The 16,992-nt window shown below is 65.4% G+C and carries 13 protein-coding genes and 1 tRNA gene; 5 read left to right on the forward strand and 9 right to left on the reverse strand.

Annotation, left to right across the window (positions count from 1 at the left end):
* Positions 1-3: 3 nt before the first annotated feature.
* The 4 genes from GTP41_RS01605 to GTP41_RS01620 all read left to right on the forward strand — a co-directional run bounded on the left by GTP41_RS01605 (position 4) and on the right by GTP41_RS01620 (position 3,702).
* Positions 4-456, forward strand: coding sequence for a DUF2214 family protein (locus tag GTP41_RS01605; protein ID WP_161023796.1), 453 nt, complete (start codon positions 4-6; stop codon positions 454-456).
* 127 nt (positions 457-583) lie between these two features.
* On the forward strand, positions 584-1,627 hold the full coding sequence (gene gmd, locus GTP41_RS01610; protein WP_161023797.1) for a GDP-mannose 4,6-dehydratase: 1,044 nt from the start codon (positions 584-586) through the stop codon (positions 1,625-1,627).
* Positions 1,627-2,565, forward strand: a complete 939-nt coding sequence (locus GTP41_RS01615) for an NAD-dependent epimerase/dehydratase family protein (RefSeq protein ID WP_161023798.1) — start codon at positions 1,627-1,629, stop codon at positions 2,563-2,565. The genes gmd and GTP41_RS01615 overlap by 1 nt, the downstream gene beginning before the upstream one ends.
* Positions 2,566-2,589: 24 nt before the next feature.
* Positions 2,590-3,702 (forward strand): glycosyltransferase family 4 protein, encoded by a 1,113-nt coding sequence (locus GTP41_RS01620; RefSeq protein ID WP_161023799.1) that lies wholly within the window; start codon positions 2,590-2,592, stop codon positions 3,700-3,702.
* Positions 3,703-3,919: 217 nt separating this feature from the next.
* Here GTP41_RS01620 and GTP41_RS01625 read toward each other — a convergent pair.
* A tRNA-Leu gene (locus GTP41_RS01625) sits at positions 3,920-4,004 on the reverse strand.
* A gap of 374 nt (positions 4,005-4,378) precedes the next feature.
* On the opposite strand from GTP41_RS01625, the gene GTP41_RS01630 reads away from it, so the two are divergent.
* Entirely contained in the window at positions 4,379-4,747 is a 369-nt protein-coding gene (locus GTP41_RS01630) for a hypothetical protein (RefSeq protein ID WP_161023800.1), read from the forward strand.
* A 35-nt stretch (positions 4,748-4,782) separates the two neighbouring features.
* Here GTP41_RS01630 and GTP41_RS01635 read toward each other — a convergent pair whose 3' ends face one another.
* The 8 genes from GTP41_RS01635 to GTP41_RS01670 form a co-directional block, all read right to left on the reverse strand.
* Positions 4,783-6,696, reverse strand: coding sequence for an AAA family ATPase (locus GTP41_RS01635; protein WP_161023801.1), 1,914 nt, complete (start codon positions 6,694-6,696; stop codon positions 4,783-4,785).
* Positions 6,697-6,879: 183 nt separating this feature from the next.
* Entirely contained in the window at positions 6,880-7,629 is a 750-nt protein-coding gene (locus GTP41_RS01640) for a substrate-binding periplasmic protein (protein ID WP_229502697.1), read from the reverse strand.
* Positions 7,630-7,686: 57 nt separating this feature from the next.
* A complete protein-coding gene (locus tag GTP41_RS01645) occupies positions 7,687-9,399 on the reverse strand; it encodes an ArnT family glycosyltransferase (protein ID WP_161023802.1) in 1,713 nt (570 codons plus the stop codon).
* A 90-nt stretch (positions 9,400-9,489) separates the two neighbouring features.
* Positions 9,490-9,759, reverse strand: a complete 270-nt coding sequence (locus GTP41_RS01650) for a type B 50S ribosomal protein L31 (RefSeq protein ID WP_161023803.1) — start codon at positions 9,757-9,759, stop codon at positions 9,490-9,492.
* 194 nt (positions 9,760-9,953) lie between these two features.
* Positions 9,954-11,216 (reverse strand): transcription termination factor Rho, encoded by a 1,263-nt coding sequence (gene rho, locus GTP41_RS01655; RefSeq protein WP_028101995.1) that lies wholly within the window; start codon positions 11,214-11,216, stop codon positions 9,954-9,956.
* A 137-nt stretch (positions 11,217-11,353) separates the two neighbouring features.
* The gene (gene trxA, locus GTP41_RS01660; protein ID WP_028101994.1) at positions 11,354-11,680 is read right to left on the reverse strand and encodes a thioredoxin TrxA; all 327 of its coding nucleotides are present in this window, start codon (positions 11,678-11,680) and stop codon (positions 11,354-11,356) included.
* A 199-nt stretch (positions 11,681-11,879) separates the two neighbouring features.
* Positions 11,880-12,290, reverse strand: a complete 411-nt coding sequence (locus GTP41_RS01665; RefSeq protein ID WP_161023804.1) for a response regulator — start codon at positions 12,288-12,290, stop codon at positions 11,880-11,882.
* On the reverse strand, positions 12,283-16,959 hold the full coding sequence (locus tag GTP41_RS01670) for a PAS domain S-box protein (protein WP_161023805.1): 4,677 nt from the start codon (positions 16,957-16,959) through the stop codon (positions 12,283-12,285). Before GTP41_RS01670 ends, GTP41_RS01665 begins: the two co-directional genes overlap by 8 nt.
* Positions 16,960-16,992 lie beyond the last annotated feature (33 nt).

Here is a 16,992-nt window from a genome sequence, read left to right on the forward strand (position 1 = left end):
GCCATGCTCGACCTGTCGCTCGCGATCGTGCATCACCTACTGGCCTTCGGCATTGCCGCGGCCATCACCGCCCAGCTGGTGCTGGTGCGGCCGGGCATGCAGCCGCCGGCCGTGCAGCTGGCCGCCAAGTACGACATCGCCCTCGGCATCATGGCCTTGTCGCTGCTGGCGATCGGCTTTTTGCGCGTGTTTTTCGGCGCCAAGGGCTCGGAATTCTATTTCCACAACCATGTGTTCTGGTCCAAGGTGGCGCTGTTCGGCGTCATCGGCCTGTTCTCGATCAAGCCGACGCGCGCCTTCCTGCGCTGGCGCAAGGCGCAAGCCTCGGACGCGGGCTACGCCCCGGAAGAGGTGGAAGTGCGCGCCATCCGCAAGGTCCTGATGATCGAAATCCACGTCTTTGCGCTGCTGCCGTTCGCCGCCGCCGCCATGGCGCGCGGCATCGGCTACGTTTGAAGCGCGCGCTCAAAAAGTTTCCACGTAACAAGATGTAACTGTTGTAAGGCCCTGCCGTCCCAGACCGGGCGGCAGGAGGCCCTCTGCTACAATACTTCGTTTGAAAAGCTGCAGTTTGGATAAGACAATGCAAACCACGAAACGCGCCCTGATCACGGGCATCACCGGTCAAGACGGCGCCTATCTTGCACAACTGCTGCTGGAAAAAGGCTATACCGTCACGGGCACCTTCCGCCGTACCAGCTCGGTTAATTTCTGGCGTATCGAGGAACTGGGCATCCAGGACCACCCGAACCTGAAATTGGTGGAGTTCGACCTGACGGACCTGGGTTGCATCCTGCGCCTGCTGCAGCAGGGTAACTTCGATGAGGTCTATAACCTGGCGGCGCAATCCTTCGTGGGCGTATCGTTCGAGCAGCCTGTCACCACCGGCGAAATCACCGGTATCGGCGTGACCAACCTGCTGGAAGCGATCCGTATCATCAATCCAAAGATCCGCTTCTACCAGGCGTCCACCTCCGAGATGTTCGGCAAGGTGCAGGCCATCCCGCAAAAAGAAGACACCCCGTTCTACCCGCGTAGCCCGTACGGCGTCGCCAAACTATATGCGCACTGGATGACCGTGAACTACCGCGAGTCCTACGGCATGTTCGCCGCCTCGGGCATTTTGTTCAACCACGAGTCGCCGCTGCGCGGCCGCGAATTCGTCACGCGCAAGATCACCGACTCGGTGGCCAAGATCAAGCTGGGCAAGCTGGAGGTGCTGGAACTGGGCAACCTGGACGCCAAGCGCGACTGGGGCTTCGCCAAGGAATACGTGGAAGGCATGTGGCGCATGCTGCAGGCCGATAAGCCGGACACCTATGTGCTGGCCACCAACCGCACCGAGACCGTGCGCGATTTCGTGACCATGGCCTTTAAAGCCGTCGGCATCGCCATCGAATGGCAGGGCAGCGCCGAGAACGAGACCGGGCATGACGCCGCGACCGGCAAGGTGCTGGTGCGCGTGTCGCCGAAATTCTACCGCCCGGCCGAAGTCGAGCTCTTGATCGGCGACCCGGCCAAGGCGCGCAAGGAACTGGGCTGGCAGCCGAACACCACGCTGGAAGAACTGTGCCAGATGATGGTGGACGCCGACCTGCGCCGCAACACCGCAGGCGTCTCGCTCTGATGGCGCACAGTCTGGCCTTGCTGTCGCCGGCGCGCGAAGGCGCGGGCAAGCGCGCCCTGGTGACCGGCCTGCACGGCTTTACCGGCCACTATGTGCTGGCCGAACTGGCGGCGGCCGGCTACGAGGTGGTCGGCACCGCGGCGCCGGGCCACGCGCACGCCATGGACGGCGCGCGCACCGTCGAAGTCGACCTGACCGACCGCCTGGCGCTGGCCGCCGTGGTGCGCGAAGTGCAGCCGGACGTGGTGGTGCACTTGGCCGCCATCGCCTTTGTGGCGCACAGCGATGTCGAGCAAATCTATAAAGTGAACGTGGTGGCCACGCGCCACCTGCTGGAAGCCCTGGCCACGCTGGAAAAGAAGCCTTGCGCCGTGCTGCTGGCCTCCAGCGCGAATATCTACGGCAATTCCGAACTCGAAGTGCTGCACGAAGACGCGCCGCCTTCGCCGGCCAACGACTACGCCGTCTCCAAGCTGGCCATGGAATACGCGGCGCGGCTGTGGATGGACAAGCTGCCCATCATCATGGTGCGCCCGTTCAATTACACCGGCGTCGGCCAGGCCGAGAACTTCCTGCTGCCGAAGATCGTCTCCCATTTCCGCCGCAAGGCCACCGACATCGAGCTGGGCAACCTGCACGTGTGGCGCGACTTCTCCGACGTGCGCGTGGTGGCCGCCGCCTACCGCGCCCTGCTGGCCGCGGCGCCGGCGGGCCGCGTGTTCAACGTCAGCTCCGGCAAGGCGTACTCGCTGGGCGAGGCGCTGCGCATGATGGAGGAGATCGCCGGCTACCAGATCAACGTCCACGTCAACCCGGCCTTCGTGCGCGCCAACGAAGTGGTGCGCCTGACCGGCGACAACCGCCGCCTGGCCGGCGTGGTGGGCGCCATCGACCCGCTGCCGCTGGAGCAGACCTTGCGTTGGATGTACGAGGCGTGATTTTTTTGAAGCAGTAGATCCACCATGCGCGTACTCCATTTTTACAAGACCTATTACCCGGACTCCTGGGGCGGCATCGAACAGGTGATCCGCCAGATGTGCGTGGGTACCGCGCGCCTGGGCGTGAGCAACGAAGTGCTGACCCTGACCCGCAACGGCGGGCCGGAAACCATGCAGATCGAAGGCCACACCGTGCACCGCGTGGCGCTGGACTTCGAGATCGCCTCCAACGCCTTCTCGTTCTCGGCCATCCGCAAGCTGGCGCGCCTGGCGCGCGAAGCGGACGTGATCCACTACCATTTCCCCTGGCCCTTCATGGACCTGGCGCACTTCATGGCGCGCTCCGGCAAGCCGAGCGTGGTGACCTACCACTCCGACATCGTGCGCCAGAAAACCCTGCTGCGCGTGTACGCCCCGCTCAAGCGCCGTTTCCTGAACGACGTGGACGCCATCGTGGCCACCTCGCCCAACTACTTCGCCTCGTCCGAAGTGCTGGGCCGCTACCGCGACAAAGTCAGCGTCATCCCGTTCGGCCTGGACCGCGCCACCTACGTGGAGCCGCGCCCGGAAGTCCTGGAGAAATGGCGCGCGCGCACCGAGGGCCAGCGCTTCTTCCTGTTCGTCGGCGTGCTGCGCTACTACAAGGGCCTGCACATCCTGCTGGACGCGGTGGCCAAGACCGATTACCCGGTGGTGATCGTGGGCGCCGGCCCGATCGAGCAGGAATTGAAAGCCCATGCCGAGCGCCTCGGCCTGCACCATGTGCAGTTCGTCGGCGCGGTGGATGAAGAGGACAAGGTGGCCCTGCTCAAGCTGTGCTATGCCATGGCCTTCCCATCCCACCTGCGTTCGGAAGCCTTCGGCATCTCCCTGCTGGAAGGCGCCATGTACGGCAAGCCGATGATCTCGAGCGAGATCGGCACCGGCACCACTTACATCAATATCGACAACGAGACCGGCCTGGTGGTGCCGCCCAGCGACCCGGCCGCGTTCGAGCAAGCCATGCGCACCCTGTGGGACAACCCGCAACTGGCGGCCGACATGGGGCGCCGCGCCGAAGCGCGCTACTGGGAACTGTTCACGGCAGAGAAAATGGCGGAAAACTACGCGGCACTGTACCGCAAGCTGACGGCCTGAGCCGCCCACCCCTGCCGGTTGGACTTATCTGTTTGCCTGCTTGCAATCGGGCGCCTGTTTGCTTAAATGGAGGTGTGGCCGGAGATCGCGCAAGCTGTCGAGCTGCCTGGATCAAAAACAACGGGTGGGAAGCAGCGGGCGTCCGGCCGGCTTTGCCGACGGCGGCGACCGAAGCCGCAGCGCAGACAAGGGATGAACGCAGAGGAGATCGTTTAGGTGGTGCCCGAGGCCGGAATCGAACCGGCACGCCTTGCGGCGGCGGATTTTGAGTCCGCTGCGTCTACCAATTTCACCACTCGGGCCACATAACGCGACGAGCATTATTACCGATTTGCCACCTTGCGGCAACCCTGCCGCGCGATTTAAGCACTTAAACGGTGTTGGGGAAGGGGCAAAGCGGCCAATAAGCAGGCCGGGCCGGACTTTTAGCCGGCGACGGAACCAGGTTTGGGCTGTTGGAACGGATGCATCCCACCCGTTTTGGAGCTCCAGGCCGCCATGCAGTTCGTCCGCGCCGCATGCAGCCGGTACCCCGGAACATGCCGACTGTCGCCGGACCCTGCACATCCGACAACCCCTTTGCTAATTTTAAATTGACCCCGCACCCATTCTGATGGCGGGGCTGCAGGCAAACCAATCGGAGATGATGATGAAAAAGCTGATGATGTTGGGTGCCATGTCCGCACTCTTGGTGGGTGGCGCCGCACTGGCCGCCGGGCCGGATGATCCGTCGGTCCAGATCAAAGCGCCGCAAGCGAGCTACAAATTGCATGCCCAGGAATTCAGGGACTTTGCATACGTCTACGTCCTGGCCAACGCCCAGGCGATCCGTTTCACCCAGACTGGCCGCCGCTATTGGGCCAGCCTGGGCAGTGCAGACAAAGTAGAGCTGTATCCGGTGGCCGCCAACGTGTTCGTGACGCAGGCCGGCGCCCGCGTCGAGTTCAGCGACCAGGGCGAGCAAGTGGCGATCGATAACTTCGAGCGCCTGCCAAGCTCGGCCGCCCTGGGCGCAAGCAAGGTCCGCATGGTGGCAGCCCGTTGAGGCGCTGAAAGCAGTGGTCGCGGCGGCGGGCGCGCTCAGGCCGCCTGCCGCAGGGGCGCCGTATCCAGGCGCTCTTCCAGCAAGGTGAAAATCGCATCCTTGGACAGCACGTAGCGCTCCATCAGTTCATCCTTGATGGAGTCCATCACCCCCTGGTAGTCGCGCATGGCGGCCAGGGTGGTGCTGTACAACTCGTCGGCTTTGGACTCCACCTGCAGCAGGGTGTGCTCGTCGCCGGTGTCGCCGCGCAGCTGGCTGTAATCGAGCTTGGAGCGCGAATACATGGACAGGCGGTTGACCATCATGTTCAGCATCTTGGTGGCTTTTTCGATATCGTTCTGGCTGCCCACGGAAATGCCGCGCGCGCCGTAGAACAATTCCTCCGCCGCTACGCCGCCGTACAGCTGCATCACGTCGCGCTCCATCTCCTCCAGCGTGCGCAGCGACATATCGTCGCCCGCGCTCAACACATAGCCCAGCGCGTTCATTTTCGACACCGCTTCGGTGGAAATCTTCAGCAGGTGCGATTTTTCCTTCACCTCCGCCAGCGGCAGGCCGGCGCGCAGGTAAGGGTCGATCTGCATGAAGAAGTGGCCCAGCTCATGCAGCGCAATACGCTCGCGCTGGCGCGTCTTTTCGGCGGTGGTGGCGCGGTCGGTCAGGCCGATGGTGGCGCGCTCGAAGGCGCGGAACATCAGGTCGGTGGTGATTACGCATTTTTCCTGGATCGAGATCATGGAAGCGCGGTCGACCACGGTTTCCAGCAGGGCCGGGCTGAGGTTGGCGGTGATGTCGGCCACCTGCTCCAGGTCCATGTCGGCCCAGTCCACCAGGCCCTCCTGCTTGCGCTTGAGCATGGCGTCCAGCAGGGCGCGCCGCTCGCCCTTGTTGGGCAGGCGGAAATTGATCTTCACCGAGAAGCGGCGCAGCATGGCTTCATCCATGGCGGTCGAGTTGTCGTCGAAGTTGGAGGCGACGATCCAGATCACGCCCTGGCCCTGCTCGCTCTTCACGCCGTCCAGCAGTCCCAGCAGGGTATTCGCGGTGTCGTCTTCCCATTTCTTTTCGCCCCGGCCGCGTGGCATGAACAGCGCCTGCGCCTCGTCCAGGAAGATGATGCAGTTGCCGCGCGCGCAGGCCTTTTTGTACAGCGCGTTGAGGGCCTTGGAGCCGCCGCCGACATAGCCCGATTCGAGCGCCGAGCCGGACGCCTGGATCAGGGGATAGCCCAGTTTCTTGGCCAGGTAGCCAGCCAGCTTGGTCTTGCCGGTGCCGGCCGGGCCGGTCAGCATCACGTTGAACGGCTTGTCGATATTGTGCTGCTTGTAGACTTCGCGGTTGCGGATCATGTCTTCCAGGTGCAGCACTTCCTGCTTGATGTCCTCCATGCCGATCAGGTCGTCCATCGAGCCTTTCAGCTTGTCGGGCGTGATGACGGAGGCGTTCGGGCCCATGCCCGGGATGCCCCACTTCAGCACGAACAGCACCAGGCCGACCACGAAGATGTCGAAAGCGTGGCGTTTCAGGAATGCCTGCACCGAGGCCCACTGGCCGCCGTCGTCCAGCAGCACGCCCTTGTGCGCGGCCAGGTAGTCGTCCTTGGCGATGGCGTAGGGGATGTTATTGCGCAGCAGGACTTCGCGCTCCAGGCTCTGGTGCGAGGTGCTCGGCACTACCACCACGTGCAGCGTGGCCTCGTTCTTGTACTTGTAGATATAGCGCGGCGAATCGGCCAGCGGACGGGCGATCAGCAGGTAATCGAGCTTGTCGCGCTGCGCCACCAGGGCCGTGATTTCGCCGATGTTCTGCGAACGCATGACCGGTGCGGCATCCTGCGCCACCTCCCCGCGCAGCAGGACGAAAGCCAGGGCGGCAGTGGCCAGCAGCACCAGGGTGATGCGCACCATGGGGTTTTTGAGGGCGAGTTGGAGCTTGTAGATATTAAACATAGGCCTGGAAAACGCTGAGGTTTCGGGTGGGCCTATGGCCGGTGGCTGACGCCTCGGCTGGCCCTGTTATCAGAAATGCTTCACGGCAACATTCCGTATATGGGGACTATAGCGAGGTCTGCCAAGCTTGTGTCGGCTGTTCGTTAAAAAAACTTTCGTTGCGCAACAGTAAGAAATGGCAAGTTATTTGCGGACTTGCCACTGTTCGTATTTCTTTTCCAACCTGGCGAAGCTGCCGTCCTTGCGCATGCTGTCGAGGGCGCTGTTCATGCGCTCGACCATGGCGTCCGGCACCGAGCGGTTGCAGGCCAGGTAGACCTTGACGCGGTGGAACACCAGCACCGGCACCAACTGCTCCGGCGAGGCGAACTGGGCCAGGGCGCTGATATCGTTGTTGCGCACGCCCACCGCCCACAGATCGATGCGGCCCAGCAGCAGCTTTTTCGGGTTGGAGGCATCGTTCTGCGCCGGGTCCACGTCGAAGCCGCGCGCGCGCAGGAATTCGTCGCGCGCGTCGCCGTAATAGGTGCCGATGCGCAGTTTGCGGGCGTCCTCCAGGGTGTTCAGCTGGTAAGCGCGGCCAGCGCGCCCCATGAGTATCCATTCCGCCTCGTCGGTGGGGCCGACCCATTTGAATTGCTTTTCGCGCTCCGGGGTGCGCGAGGTGGAGTAGACGCAGGTGTAGGGATCGCGCTGGGCCATGGTGTAGGCGCGCTTCCAGGGCAGCACATCGATGCTGTAGCGGTAGCCGCTGCGGGCCAGCATCTCGCGGATTTTTTCGCTTTCGCGGCCGATCACTTCGTCGCCCACTTTCATGCTGGCCGGCGGCGCGTGCTCGGCGGTGATGACCAGCGGCGGCATGCCGGGCGGGGCCGCCAGCGCCGGGGCGCTGGTAGCCAGCAATATTGCGAAGTAACTTAGTGCTGTTGCCATGCCGCCCTCATTGCACCATCCGGTTACAGGATAGCAGCAAGGGCGGCGCGGCGACAATTACGGTGCGCGCTGGAACAGGCGGAAGCGCTCGCTGCGGTCGGAGGCGCGGCGGCCTTCCCACAGCAGTTTCCATTCGGCATCAGGCTGTTGCTGGAGCGAACGATTTTTGATGCTATCTTGCAACAGCAAGACCCGGCATTGGCCGCCGTTGACGCCGGTGAACGGCAGGTGGCCGAAATAGGCGAAGGAGGCGCGTTGGGCTGGCGTGACATTGGTCTGCACGCAGTCGGTGTCGGCCGGCAGCGCGGCGGCGGCCTGGCGCGCCACGGCGGCGTAGCTCTTGCTGTAGTTCACATTCGGCAGGAACAGGGTCATCAAGAGGATCCAGATCAGGATCAGGCCGCCGGACGAGAGCACCACGGCGCGCCACAGCACGGCCGGGCGGCGCGAAATGCGCCAGTGCACCAGCATGAACCAGCCGGCGGTGGCGCACAGGCCCACCAGCAGGGCCGGCCAGCGCACTTCCGGCGTGAAGCCGGGGATCAGCTTGAGCACGTTATGGGCCGGCTTGGCCGGCCAGCCGGTCAGTTGGGCATAGTAGAAAATCCACAGCACGGCCGCGCACAGGGTCAGCACCATGACGCTGAACCAGTCGATGGCATTGATGGCGCCGCGCTGCATGGTGAGCAGGCCGAAGGCGGCCATGATGGCCAGCGGCGGCAGCAGCATCAGCAGGTGGCCCTGTTCCGGCAGCGGGTTGAGCAGCACCAGGATGGCGGCGGCGGTGACAAAGGTGATCGGCACCACGATGTGCAGCAGGTTGCTCTGGCGGCGCCAGGCCCATACGGCCCAGGCGGCGAACGGCCAGGCCGGCCAGAAGAACCAGATGCCGACGCGGAAGAAGTTGCGCAAACCTTCGAAGCCGCCCACTTTGAGCTGGGCCGCGTTCCAGGCCAGCCAGGCCGCCAGCGGCTCCTGGCCGTAAGGGCGCGCCAGCAGGGCCGGCACGGCCCACAGGGCGGTCACGCCGGCGGCCACCAGCAGCGCCAGGCCGAGGTCGCGCAGCGAGCGGCCGGCCGGCATGGCGAGGAAGCGGGTGCAGGCGAACAGGGCCAGCAGCAGGGCGGCCGGGACCACCCAGCCGCGTGTCAGGGTCAGCAGGCCGAGCGCCATGCCGGCCAGGGCGGCGTTGCGCAGCGACGGCAATTCCATATAGCGCACGCTGCGGTACAGGGTGAGCGCCAGCAGCGCCACTTGCAGCGGCTCGGCCGTGGTTTCATGGCTGTGCACCAGCAGGCCCAGGCAGCCGAGGTAGATCAGCACGGCGGCGTCGGCCAGGGTGCGGCCGAAGTCGTCCGGCTCGGGCTGGCCGCCGAAGGCCAGGCGCAGCGGCTGCGCTTCCGGCCGGCGGCCCAGGTTAAAGGTGGTGTACCAGACGGCGCTCACGCCCAAGAGGAAGATGCCAAGGGTGGCGACGCGGGCGGCCAAGACATCGCCCAGGGCCCAGCCAAACAGCTTGATGCCCAGCGCGCCCAGCCAGAAGGCCAGCGGGCCCTCGTCGGTGATGGAGAGGCCGGCAATATTCGGCCACAACCAGTCCTGCCAAGTGCCATGCGCCATGGTCCACATGACGCCGAAGCTGGCGGCATCGTCGTTCTTCCACGGCTCGCGCCCGATCAGGCCCGGCAGGATGTACAACAGGCCCAGGGCGAAAATGGCCCAGCGCGGCAGGGTGCGGGTGGCGGCGGCGGGAAGACGGACTGGCTTCATCGGTCGACTTTATTCTTAGGAAAGCAGGAGTATGACGGGCAAATAACAAAAAAGGCAGCCGCAGCTGCCTTTTTTTCGAAGCGGACGCGATTAGGCGTTGGCGACGGCGGTCTTGGAACCGACTTTGCCGAACTTCTGGCGGAATTTTTCCACGCGACCGGCGGTGTCGACGATCTTGTGCTGGCCGGTGAAGAACGGGTGCGACTCGGAGGACACCTCGATCTTGATCAGAGGGTACTCTTTACCTTCGTGGGTCGCGGTTTCGCGGGTCTGGATGGTCGAACGGGTCACGAACTTGAAGTCGCAGGACACGTCGTGGAACAGAACTTCGCGGTAATCTGGATGAATTTCAGCTTTCATGCTTTTCTCTCAATATTGGTAGCCAAACAGCACTTCGTCGGTCACTACAGCCTCTCGACCCGATTGCCATCCACTTGCCGGTGGTTAAAAATGAACTCGCGATTATAGCAAAAAAAATGGGGACGTACCCCATTTTCCGGGACGTCCCCACTTTTGCGGTGGCTAACAATAAATGGGGTACGTCCCCATTTTTTTTAACCGCCGCGGCGCATCATCTCGAAGAACTCGCCGTTGTTCTTGGTGGCGCGCATTTTGTCGAGGATGAACTCCATCGCTTCGATCTCGTCCATCGAGTACAGCAGCTTGCGCAGGATCCAGATCTTCTGCAGCTGGTCGGCCTTGATCAGCAGTTCCTCGCGGCGGGTGCCGGATTTGTTCAGGTTGATCGACGGGTAGACGCGCTTCTCGGCCAGGCGGCGCTCCAGGTGCACCTCCATATTGCCGGTACCCTTGAATTCCTCGTAAATCACGTCGTCCATGCGCGAACCGGTTTCGATCAGGGCGGTGGCGACGATGGTCAGCGAGCCGCCTTCTTCCACGTTACGCGCGGCGCCGAAGAAGCGCTTCGGACGCTGCAGCGCGTTGGCGTCGACACCACCGGTCAGCACCTTGCCGGAAGCCGGGATCACGGTGTTGTAGGCGCGCGCCAGGCGGGTGATCGAGTCCAGCAGGATCACCACGTCTTTTTTCATCTCGACCAGGCGCTTGGCTTTTTCCAGCACCATCTCGGCCACCTGTACGTGGCGGGTGGCCGGCTCGTCGAAGGTGGAGGCCACCACTTCGCCGCGCACGGAGCGCTGCATCTCGGTCACTTCCTCTGGGCGCTCGTCGATCAGCAGCACGATCAGGGTCACGTCCGGGTGGTTGGTGGTGATGGCGTGCGCAATATGCTGCAGCATCACGGATTTACCGGACTTGGGCGAGGCCACCAGCAGGCCGCGCTGGCCTTTGCCGATCGGCGCCACCAGGTCGATGATACGGCCGGTGATGTTTTCGGTGCCGGCCATGTCGCGCTCCAGGCGCAGCGGCACGGTCGGGTGCAGCGGGGTCAGGTTCTCAAACAGGATGCGGTGCTTGGAGGCTTCCGGCGATTCGCCGTTGACCTTGTCCACCTTGACCAGCGCGAAATAGCGCTCGCCGTCTTTCGGGGTGCGCACTTCGCCTTCGATCGAGTCGCCGGTGTGCAGGTTGAAGCGGCGGATCTGGGACGGGCTGATGTAGATGTCGTCGGTCGACGCCATGTACGACGCGTCCGGCGAGCGCAGGAAGCCGAAGCCGTCCGGCAGCACTTCCAGGGCGCCGTCGCCGAAGATCTGTTCGCCGGCCTTGGCGCGTTTTTTCAGGATCGCGAACATCAGTTCCTGCTTACGCAGGCGGGCCGCATTGTCGATATCGAGGCTGATTGCCATTTCCAGCAGAGCTGAAACGTGCATAGCCTTAAGTTCAGAAAGGTGCATAGCTGTTTGAGTGTCCCGTGACGGGAAAGTAAGGGTAGGGGAGGGAACTACGTGGATCTCTAAATTAAAGGGAAAGGTTTTTGGGCACTTTCCCCGCCAATCAGGCGGGCTGCGGGCGCAGCACCGCCTATCTTACATCAAATATTGCTGTCAATGAAAGAGGTGAGTTGACCTTTTGCCATGGCGCCCACTTTTTGTGCGGCCGGCACGCCATTTTTGAACAGGATCAGGGTCGGAATGCCGCGGATGCCGAACTTGCCCGGCACTTGCTGGTTGCTGTCCACGTCCATTTTAGCGATGGTGATCTTGCCGTCGTATTCCTTGGCCACTTCTTCCAGGATCGGGGCGATGCTCTTGCACGGACCGCACCACTCGGCCCAGAAGTCCACCAGCACAGGGCGGTCGGCCTTCAGCACGTCGCTGTCGAAGGAAGCATCGGTAATGTGTTTGATCAGGTCGCTCATTGTTTGTCCTTAATTGATTAGTTCGCCCGGGAAAATCCCTTGCCGTTATCGCCCATCTGGCGACGAACTGCACTAATTCAATACTGGGAGGTTAACAGGGAATCAGGGCGGGAATGGGCCAAATAATACCCGATTTTAAAAAAATGGGGACGTACCCATTCTTCGCGCAGCAAAAAATAGGGTACGTCCCCATTTTTTTTCAGACCTGGCCCCGAATTTTCCCCAGCAGCTGGCGCAGGGCGGCAGGGGTGGCGGGTTTGGCCAGGGTGCCCAGCAGCGACAGGCCGTGGGCGCGGGCCAGGGTGTCGGCGGCCTGGCGCACGCTGGCGTCCATGCCGGACAGCAGCACCACGGCGCCGGCAAAGTGGCGGTCGGCGGCCTTCTGCAGGAATTCGATGCCGTCCAGCTCGGGCATGGACAGGTCGCAAATCAGCAGGTCGGGCCGGAATTGCGGCAGGGCCAGCAGGGCTTGGCGGGCGTCGCTTTCGCTGCGCACATTGAGCTGGCCCAGGTCTTCCAGCATATCGGCCAGCATGCTCAGCATGAAGGGGTCGTCATCCACCAGCAGGATGCGCAAGGGGGGGCTGGGCGGGGGGGAAAGTTCAGTCATCGTCGGCAAAAGTGGTGTTGGTCATGATGTGTTCGCTCACCTGGTGCAGCAGGGTCCACAGCTGGTCGAGCAGGCTGCGCGCGCGCGCGGCGGCGCCGCTGTCCTCGGCCAGCTGCTCCAGCTGCTGGCACAGCTCGGCCATGCCGAGGGCGCCCACGGCGCGCGCGCTGCTCTTGATGCGGTGGCCCAGCTCGCGCGCCTTCTGCAGCTCGGCGCCGGCCAGCGCCGCTTCCATCTCATTCAGGCCGGCCTCGGTGGTTTGCAGGAATTTGAAGGCGAATTTGCGGATCTTGTGCGGGTGGTAGCCCAGCAGTTGGGCCAGCACCGACAGGTCGATGATGGCCGGGTCGCCGGCCAGGGTGGGGCGGAACGCGGCGCGCCCGCTGGGGCGGGCGGCGCGCGCCGGGTCGGGCGCGGCGGCGTCGGCGCTGCGCTCGGGCAGCCAGCTGGCGATGGTCTGGTACATCAGGGCCGGCTGGATCGGCTTGGCGATGAAGTCGTCCATGCCGGCCTGCCGGCAGCGTTCGCGGTCGTCCTTGGTGGCGGTGGCGGTCATGGCCAGCACGCGGGTGGCGGCCAGGGCCGGGTCGGCGCGGATGCGGCGCGTCGCTTCCAGCCCGTCCATCAACGGCATTTGCACGTCCATCAGCACGCAGTCGAAGTCGGCCTGGTGCAGCAGGTCGAGCGCTTCGGCGCCGTTGTTGGCCAGGCACACCGAGGAGCCGGCCTCCTCCAGCATTTCCAGCGCGATTTGCTGGTTGAAGGTGTTGTCCTCGACTAGGAGGATGCGCGCGTCCTTCAGGGCCTGCATGGCGGCGGCGCTGCGCGCGCTGTCGAGCAGGGCGGCGGCGGCGGCGTTGACTTCGTTGATCAGCTCGGGCACGCGGCGCGCCGACTGCCCCAGGCGCGCCGTGAACCAGAAGGTGGAACCCTGGCCGGGCACGCTGTGCACGCCCACTTCGCCGCCCATCAGCTGGGCCAGCTGTTTGCAGATCGCCAGGCCCAGGCCGGTGCCGCCGTATTCGCGCGTGATCGCCGTGTCGGCCTGCTGGAAGGCCTGGAACAGCTTGCCCTGTTCCTCCTCCGTCAGGCCGATGCCGTGGTCGCGCACGTCGAAGCGCAGCAGGCAGGCCGTGTCATCGGCCAGCAGCTGGCGCACGCTGACGTCGATGCTGCCCTGTTCGGAGAACTTGATGGCGTTGTTGACGTAGTTGATCAGGACCTGGCCCAGGCGCAGCGGGTCGCCGCGCAGCACCGGCGGCAGCGCCGGGTCGAGCTCGAAATTCAGGCGCAGGCCGCGGCTGGCTGCCTTCGGCGCCACCACCGTGGTCAGGGTCTGGATCACATGGTCGAGCGAGAAGTCGACCTCGTCGATTTCCAGCTTGCCGGCCTCGATCTTGGAAATGTCGAGGATGTCGTCGATGATGCGCAGCAGGTGCTCGCCGGCGAAGCGGATCTTTTCCAGGTAGTCGCGCTGGCGCGGCTCGAGCTCGGTCTTCAGCGCCAGGTAAGCCATGCCGATCACGCCGTTCATCGGGGTGCGGATTTCGTGGCTCATCTTGGCCAGGAACTGGCCCTTGGCGGCCGACGCTTCCACCGCCTGCTGGCGCGCCTCTTCCAGCTGGGCGGTGCGCTGCGCCACCCGCTCCTCCAAGTGCTCGTTCAGTTCGCGCAGCGCGCGCTCGGCGGCCTTGCTGTCGGAAATGTCGATCGCCATGCAAATCAGGTAGGCCGGCGCGCCGTGCGCGTCGTACACCGGCTTTTTGAAGGTGCGCAGCTGGCGCGGCGCGCCTTGCGCCGGGTTCCAGATGGTTTCCTCGAAATCGATCAGGGTGCGCCCGGCAAACGCCTCCAGGTCCTTGGCGCGGAAGGCGGCCGCCTCCTCCGGCGCGTGGAACACGGTGTAGTCGCCGTTGTTCAGTTCATCGAAGGTGTAGCCGAACTGCTGCTCGCAGGCGCGGTTCATCAGGATCAGGCGGCTGTCCTTGTCCTTGATGAAGAGGCCGATCGGCATCATCTGGATGATTTCCTGCAGCCGCTGCTCGCCCTGGCGCAGCGCGTCCTCGCTCTTTTTGCGGTAGGTGATGTCGGTCAGGCTGGCCACCACCATGCTGCCGGGGCCGAACTCGTCGCGCAGCGGCTCCACATTGACCGACAGCCAGCAGCGTTCCTCGGCCGCGCCGGCCGGCGCCGCCACCCCCATCACCACGTCGCGCACCGGCTGGCCGCCGGCCAGGGCCAGCGCCACCGGGTGCTCGGGCGCGTCGAAGCGGCGCCCGTCCTCGTGCACGCCGTCCCACTGGCCGGCGCCGCGCGCGGCGGCGCGCCCCAGCATGCGGCTGGCGGCGGCATTGCATTCGACGATATTGCCGGCGGCGTCAAACACCACCAGGCCATTGGTGACGGCGTTGAAGACCGAGGCCAGGCGCTGGTTGGAGTGGCGCAGCGCCAGTTCGGCCAGGCGCCGGTCGGTGATGTCGGTGACCATGGTCAGGGTGCCGGCGTAGCTGCCGTTGTCGGCGTTGACCTGGCTGGTGGCCAACAGGGCCCACAGCGAGGAGCCGTCCTGGCGGTAGAAGCGGCCCTCGGCCGGCTCCGGGCGCCCGCCGTGGACGTCGCCGGCGGCCAGGCGCTGGCGCAGGGCGGCGCAGTCGGGGTCCATGAAATCGGCCATGGGGCGCCCCAGCATGTGCTCGACCTCGTAGCCCAGCATGAACGCCATGGTCGGGTTGACGAAGCTGGTCAGGTCGGCCGCGTCGCACATCCAGATGCCCTCGGCCGCCGTCTGCACGATCAGGCGGTAGCGCTCGGAGGACGCCTGCAGCGCCTCCTCGGCGCGCTGGCGCTGCGTCATGTCGCGCAGCGAAAGCACCACCAGGCCTTGCCCGGCCAGCTGGATCGGCGCCAGGTGCACCATGGCCGGGAAGTGGCTGCCGTCCAGGCGGCGCGCGGTCAGTACCCGGCCCGGCATTTGCGGGCGGGCGAACAGCTCGCGCGGGCGGCCCGGCGTGTCGCGCATGACGTCGGGGATCAACTGTTCCATGGAGGCGCCGGCCAGTTGGCCGGCCGCGGCGGCGAAGACGGCGTCGCCGGCCGCGTTGGCCTGGCGTACGCGCCCGCTGCGGTCGGCCACCAGCAGGGCGCCGGGCAGGGCGGCCAGCATGGCGGCCAGGCGCGCCAGTTCGGCCGCCGTGCGGTCGGAAATGTCGCCCAGGGTGCCGGACATGCGCAGCGGGCGTCCCGCGCTGTCGCGCGCCAGCACCATGCCGCGCGCCAGCACCCAGGTCCAGTTGCCGTCGCGGCATTGCATGCGGAATTCCATGGTGAAGGGCGCGCGCCCGGCGGCCGGGTCGTCCAGCGCCGCGATTTCGCCGGTGACGCGGGCGCGGTCGTCCGGGTGCACCAGGGCCAGCCACTGCTCCAGCGTGGACAGGCGCAGCGTGCCGGCCGGGTAGCCGAGGATTTCGCCGTAGCGCTGCGACAGGTGCAGGGAGGGCACCTGCGGCTGCCAGTCCCAGTAGCCCTCGCCGGCGCCTTCCAGCGCGAAGCTGGCGATGCGCTCGGCGTCGTCGAGCCGCCCCTCGGCCCCTTTCAGGGCGCGCGAGACGCGCACCAGGCGCCACAGGGCGGCCCCGGCCAACAGGGCCAGCGCTACGCCCAGCGCCAGCAGCCAGCCCGGCAGGCGCGCCGTGTCCTGGTATATGAAGCCGTCCAGGCGGAAGCCGGGCGGCAGCATGCCGGCCGCGATATAGGTGTCGGCAATGGCTTTCCAGCGCTGCGGGTTGCTGTAGCCGAGTTCGATCAGGTGCTGTTCCAGCAGGGGCAGCAGGTGCTGCGCTTCGAACTGCAGCGCTTCGCGCGACTTGCGCTCGGGGTAGCGCGCGCGGATCAGGTCGACGACTTCCTGCGGGTGCTGCAGCGCGTAGTGCCAGCCTTTCAGGGTGGCGGCGCGCAGGGCGCGCGCGCGTTCCGGATGGGCGCGCAGCTCAGCTTCGGTGGTGAACAGGTTGTCGCCGTAAAAATCGATGCCCACGCTGCGCGGGCTGAGCAGCTCAAAGCGCAGGTTGCTGCGCGCCATGGCGAAGGGGCCGGAGCTGGCGTAGGTGGCGATGGCGTCCAGGCGGCCGGCGATCAGTTCGTCCAGGTTGTTCTGGCCCGGCACCAGGGTGACCTGGTCCAGCGGCACGCCGCTGCGTTGCAGCAGGATGCGCAGCTCTTCGCTTTCGGTGCCGAGCGCGATGCGGCTGCCGCGCCAGGGCCGGCGCTGGCCGTCTTCGTCCAGGCGCACCGCCAGCGCCAGCGGCGAGTGCTGGAAGATGGTGGCCAGCACCACCACCGGCGCGCCGGCGCCGCGCCGCAGCAGCAGCGAGCTGTTGCTGATGCCGTACTGCGCGCCGCCGTCGAGCACATACTGCACCGGGTCCTGGCCCGGTCCCGCTTCGCGCAGGGTCACGTCGAGTCCGGCCTCGCGGTAATAGCCCTTGGCCTGCGCCGCGTAGTAGCCGGCGAAGGCGAACTGGTGGCGCCATTTGAGCTGGATGGTCACGGCCTCGTCGGCGTGCGCCGCGCCCGCCGCCAGCAGCGCGCCGGCCAGCACGGCGGCCAGCGCGCGCCGCGCGCGGCGGCGCGGACGGGCTGGCGAGGCGGCGGTCAGGCTCGGTGGCGGCAAGGCATCCCTTTCTGGCCAGCGTGGCCGCTGGCA

The organism is Pseudoduganella guangdongensis (assembly GCF_009857475.1).
In the GTDB taxonomy this organism is placed as follows: domain Bacteria; phylum Pseudomonadota; class Gammaproteobacteria; order Burkholderiales; family Burkholderiaceae_D; genus Rugamonas; species Rugamonas guangdongensis.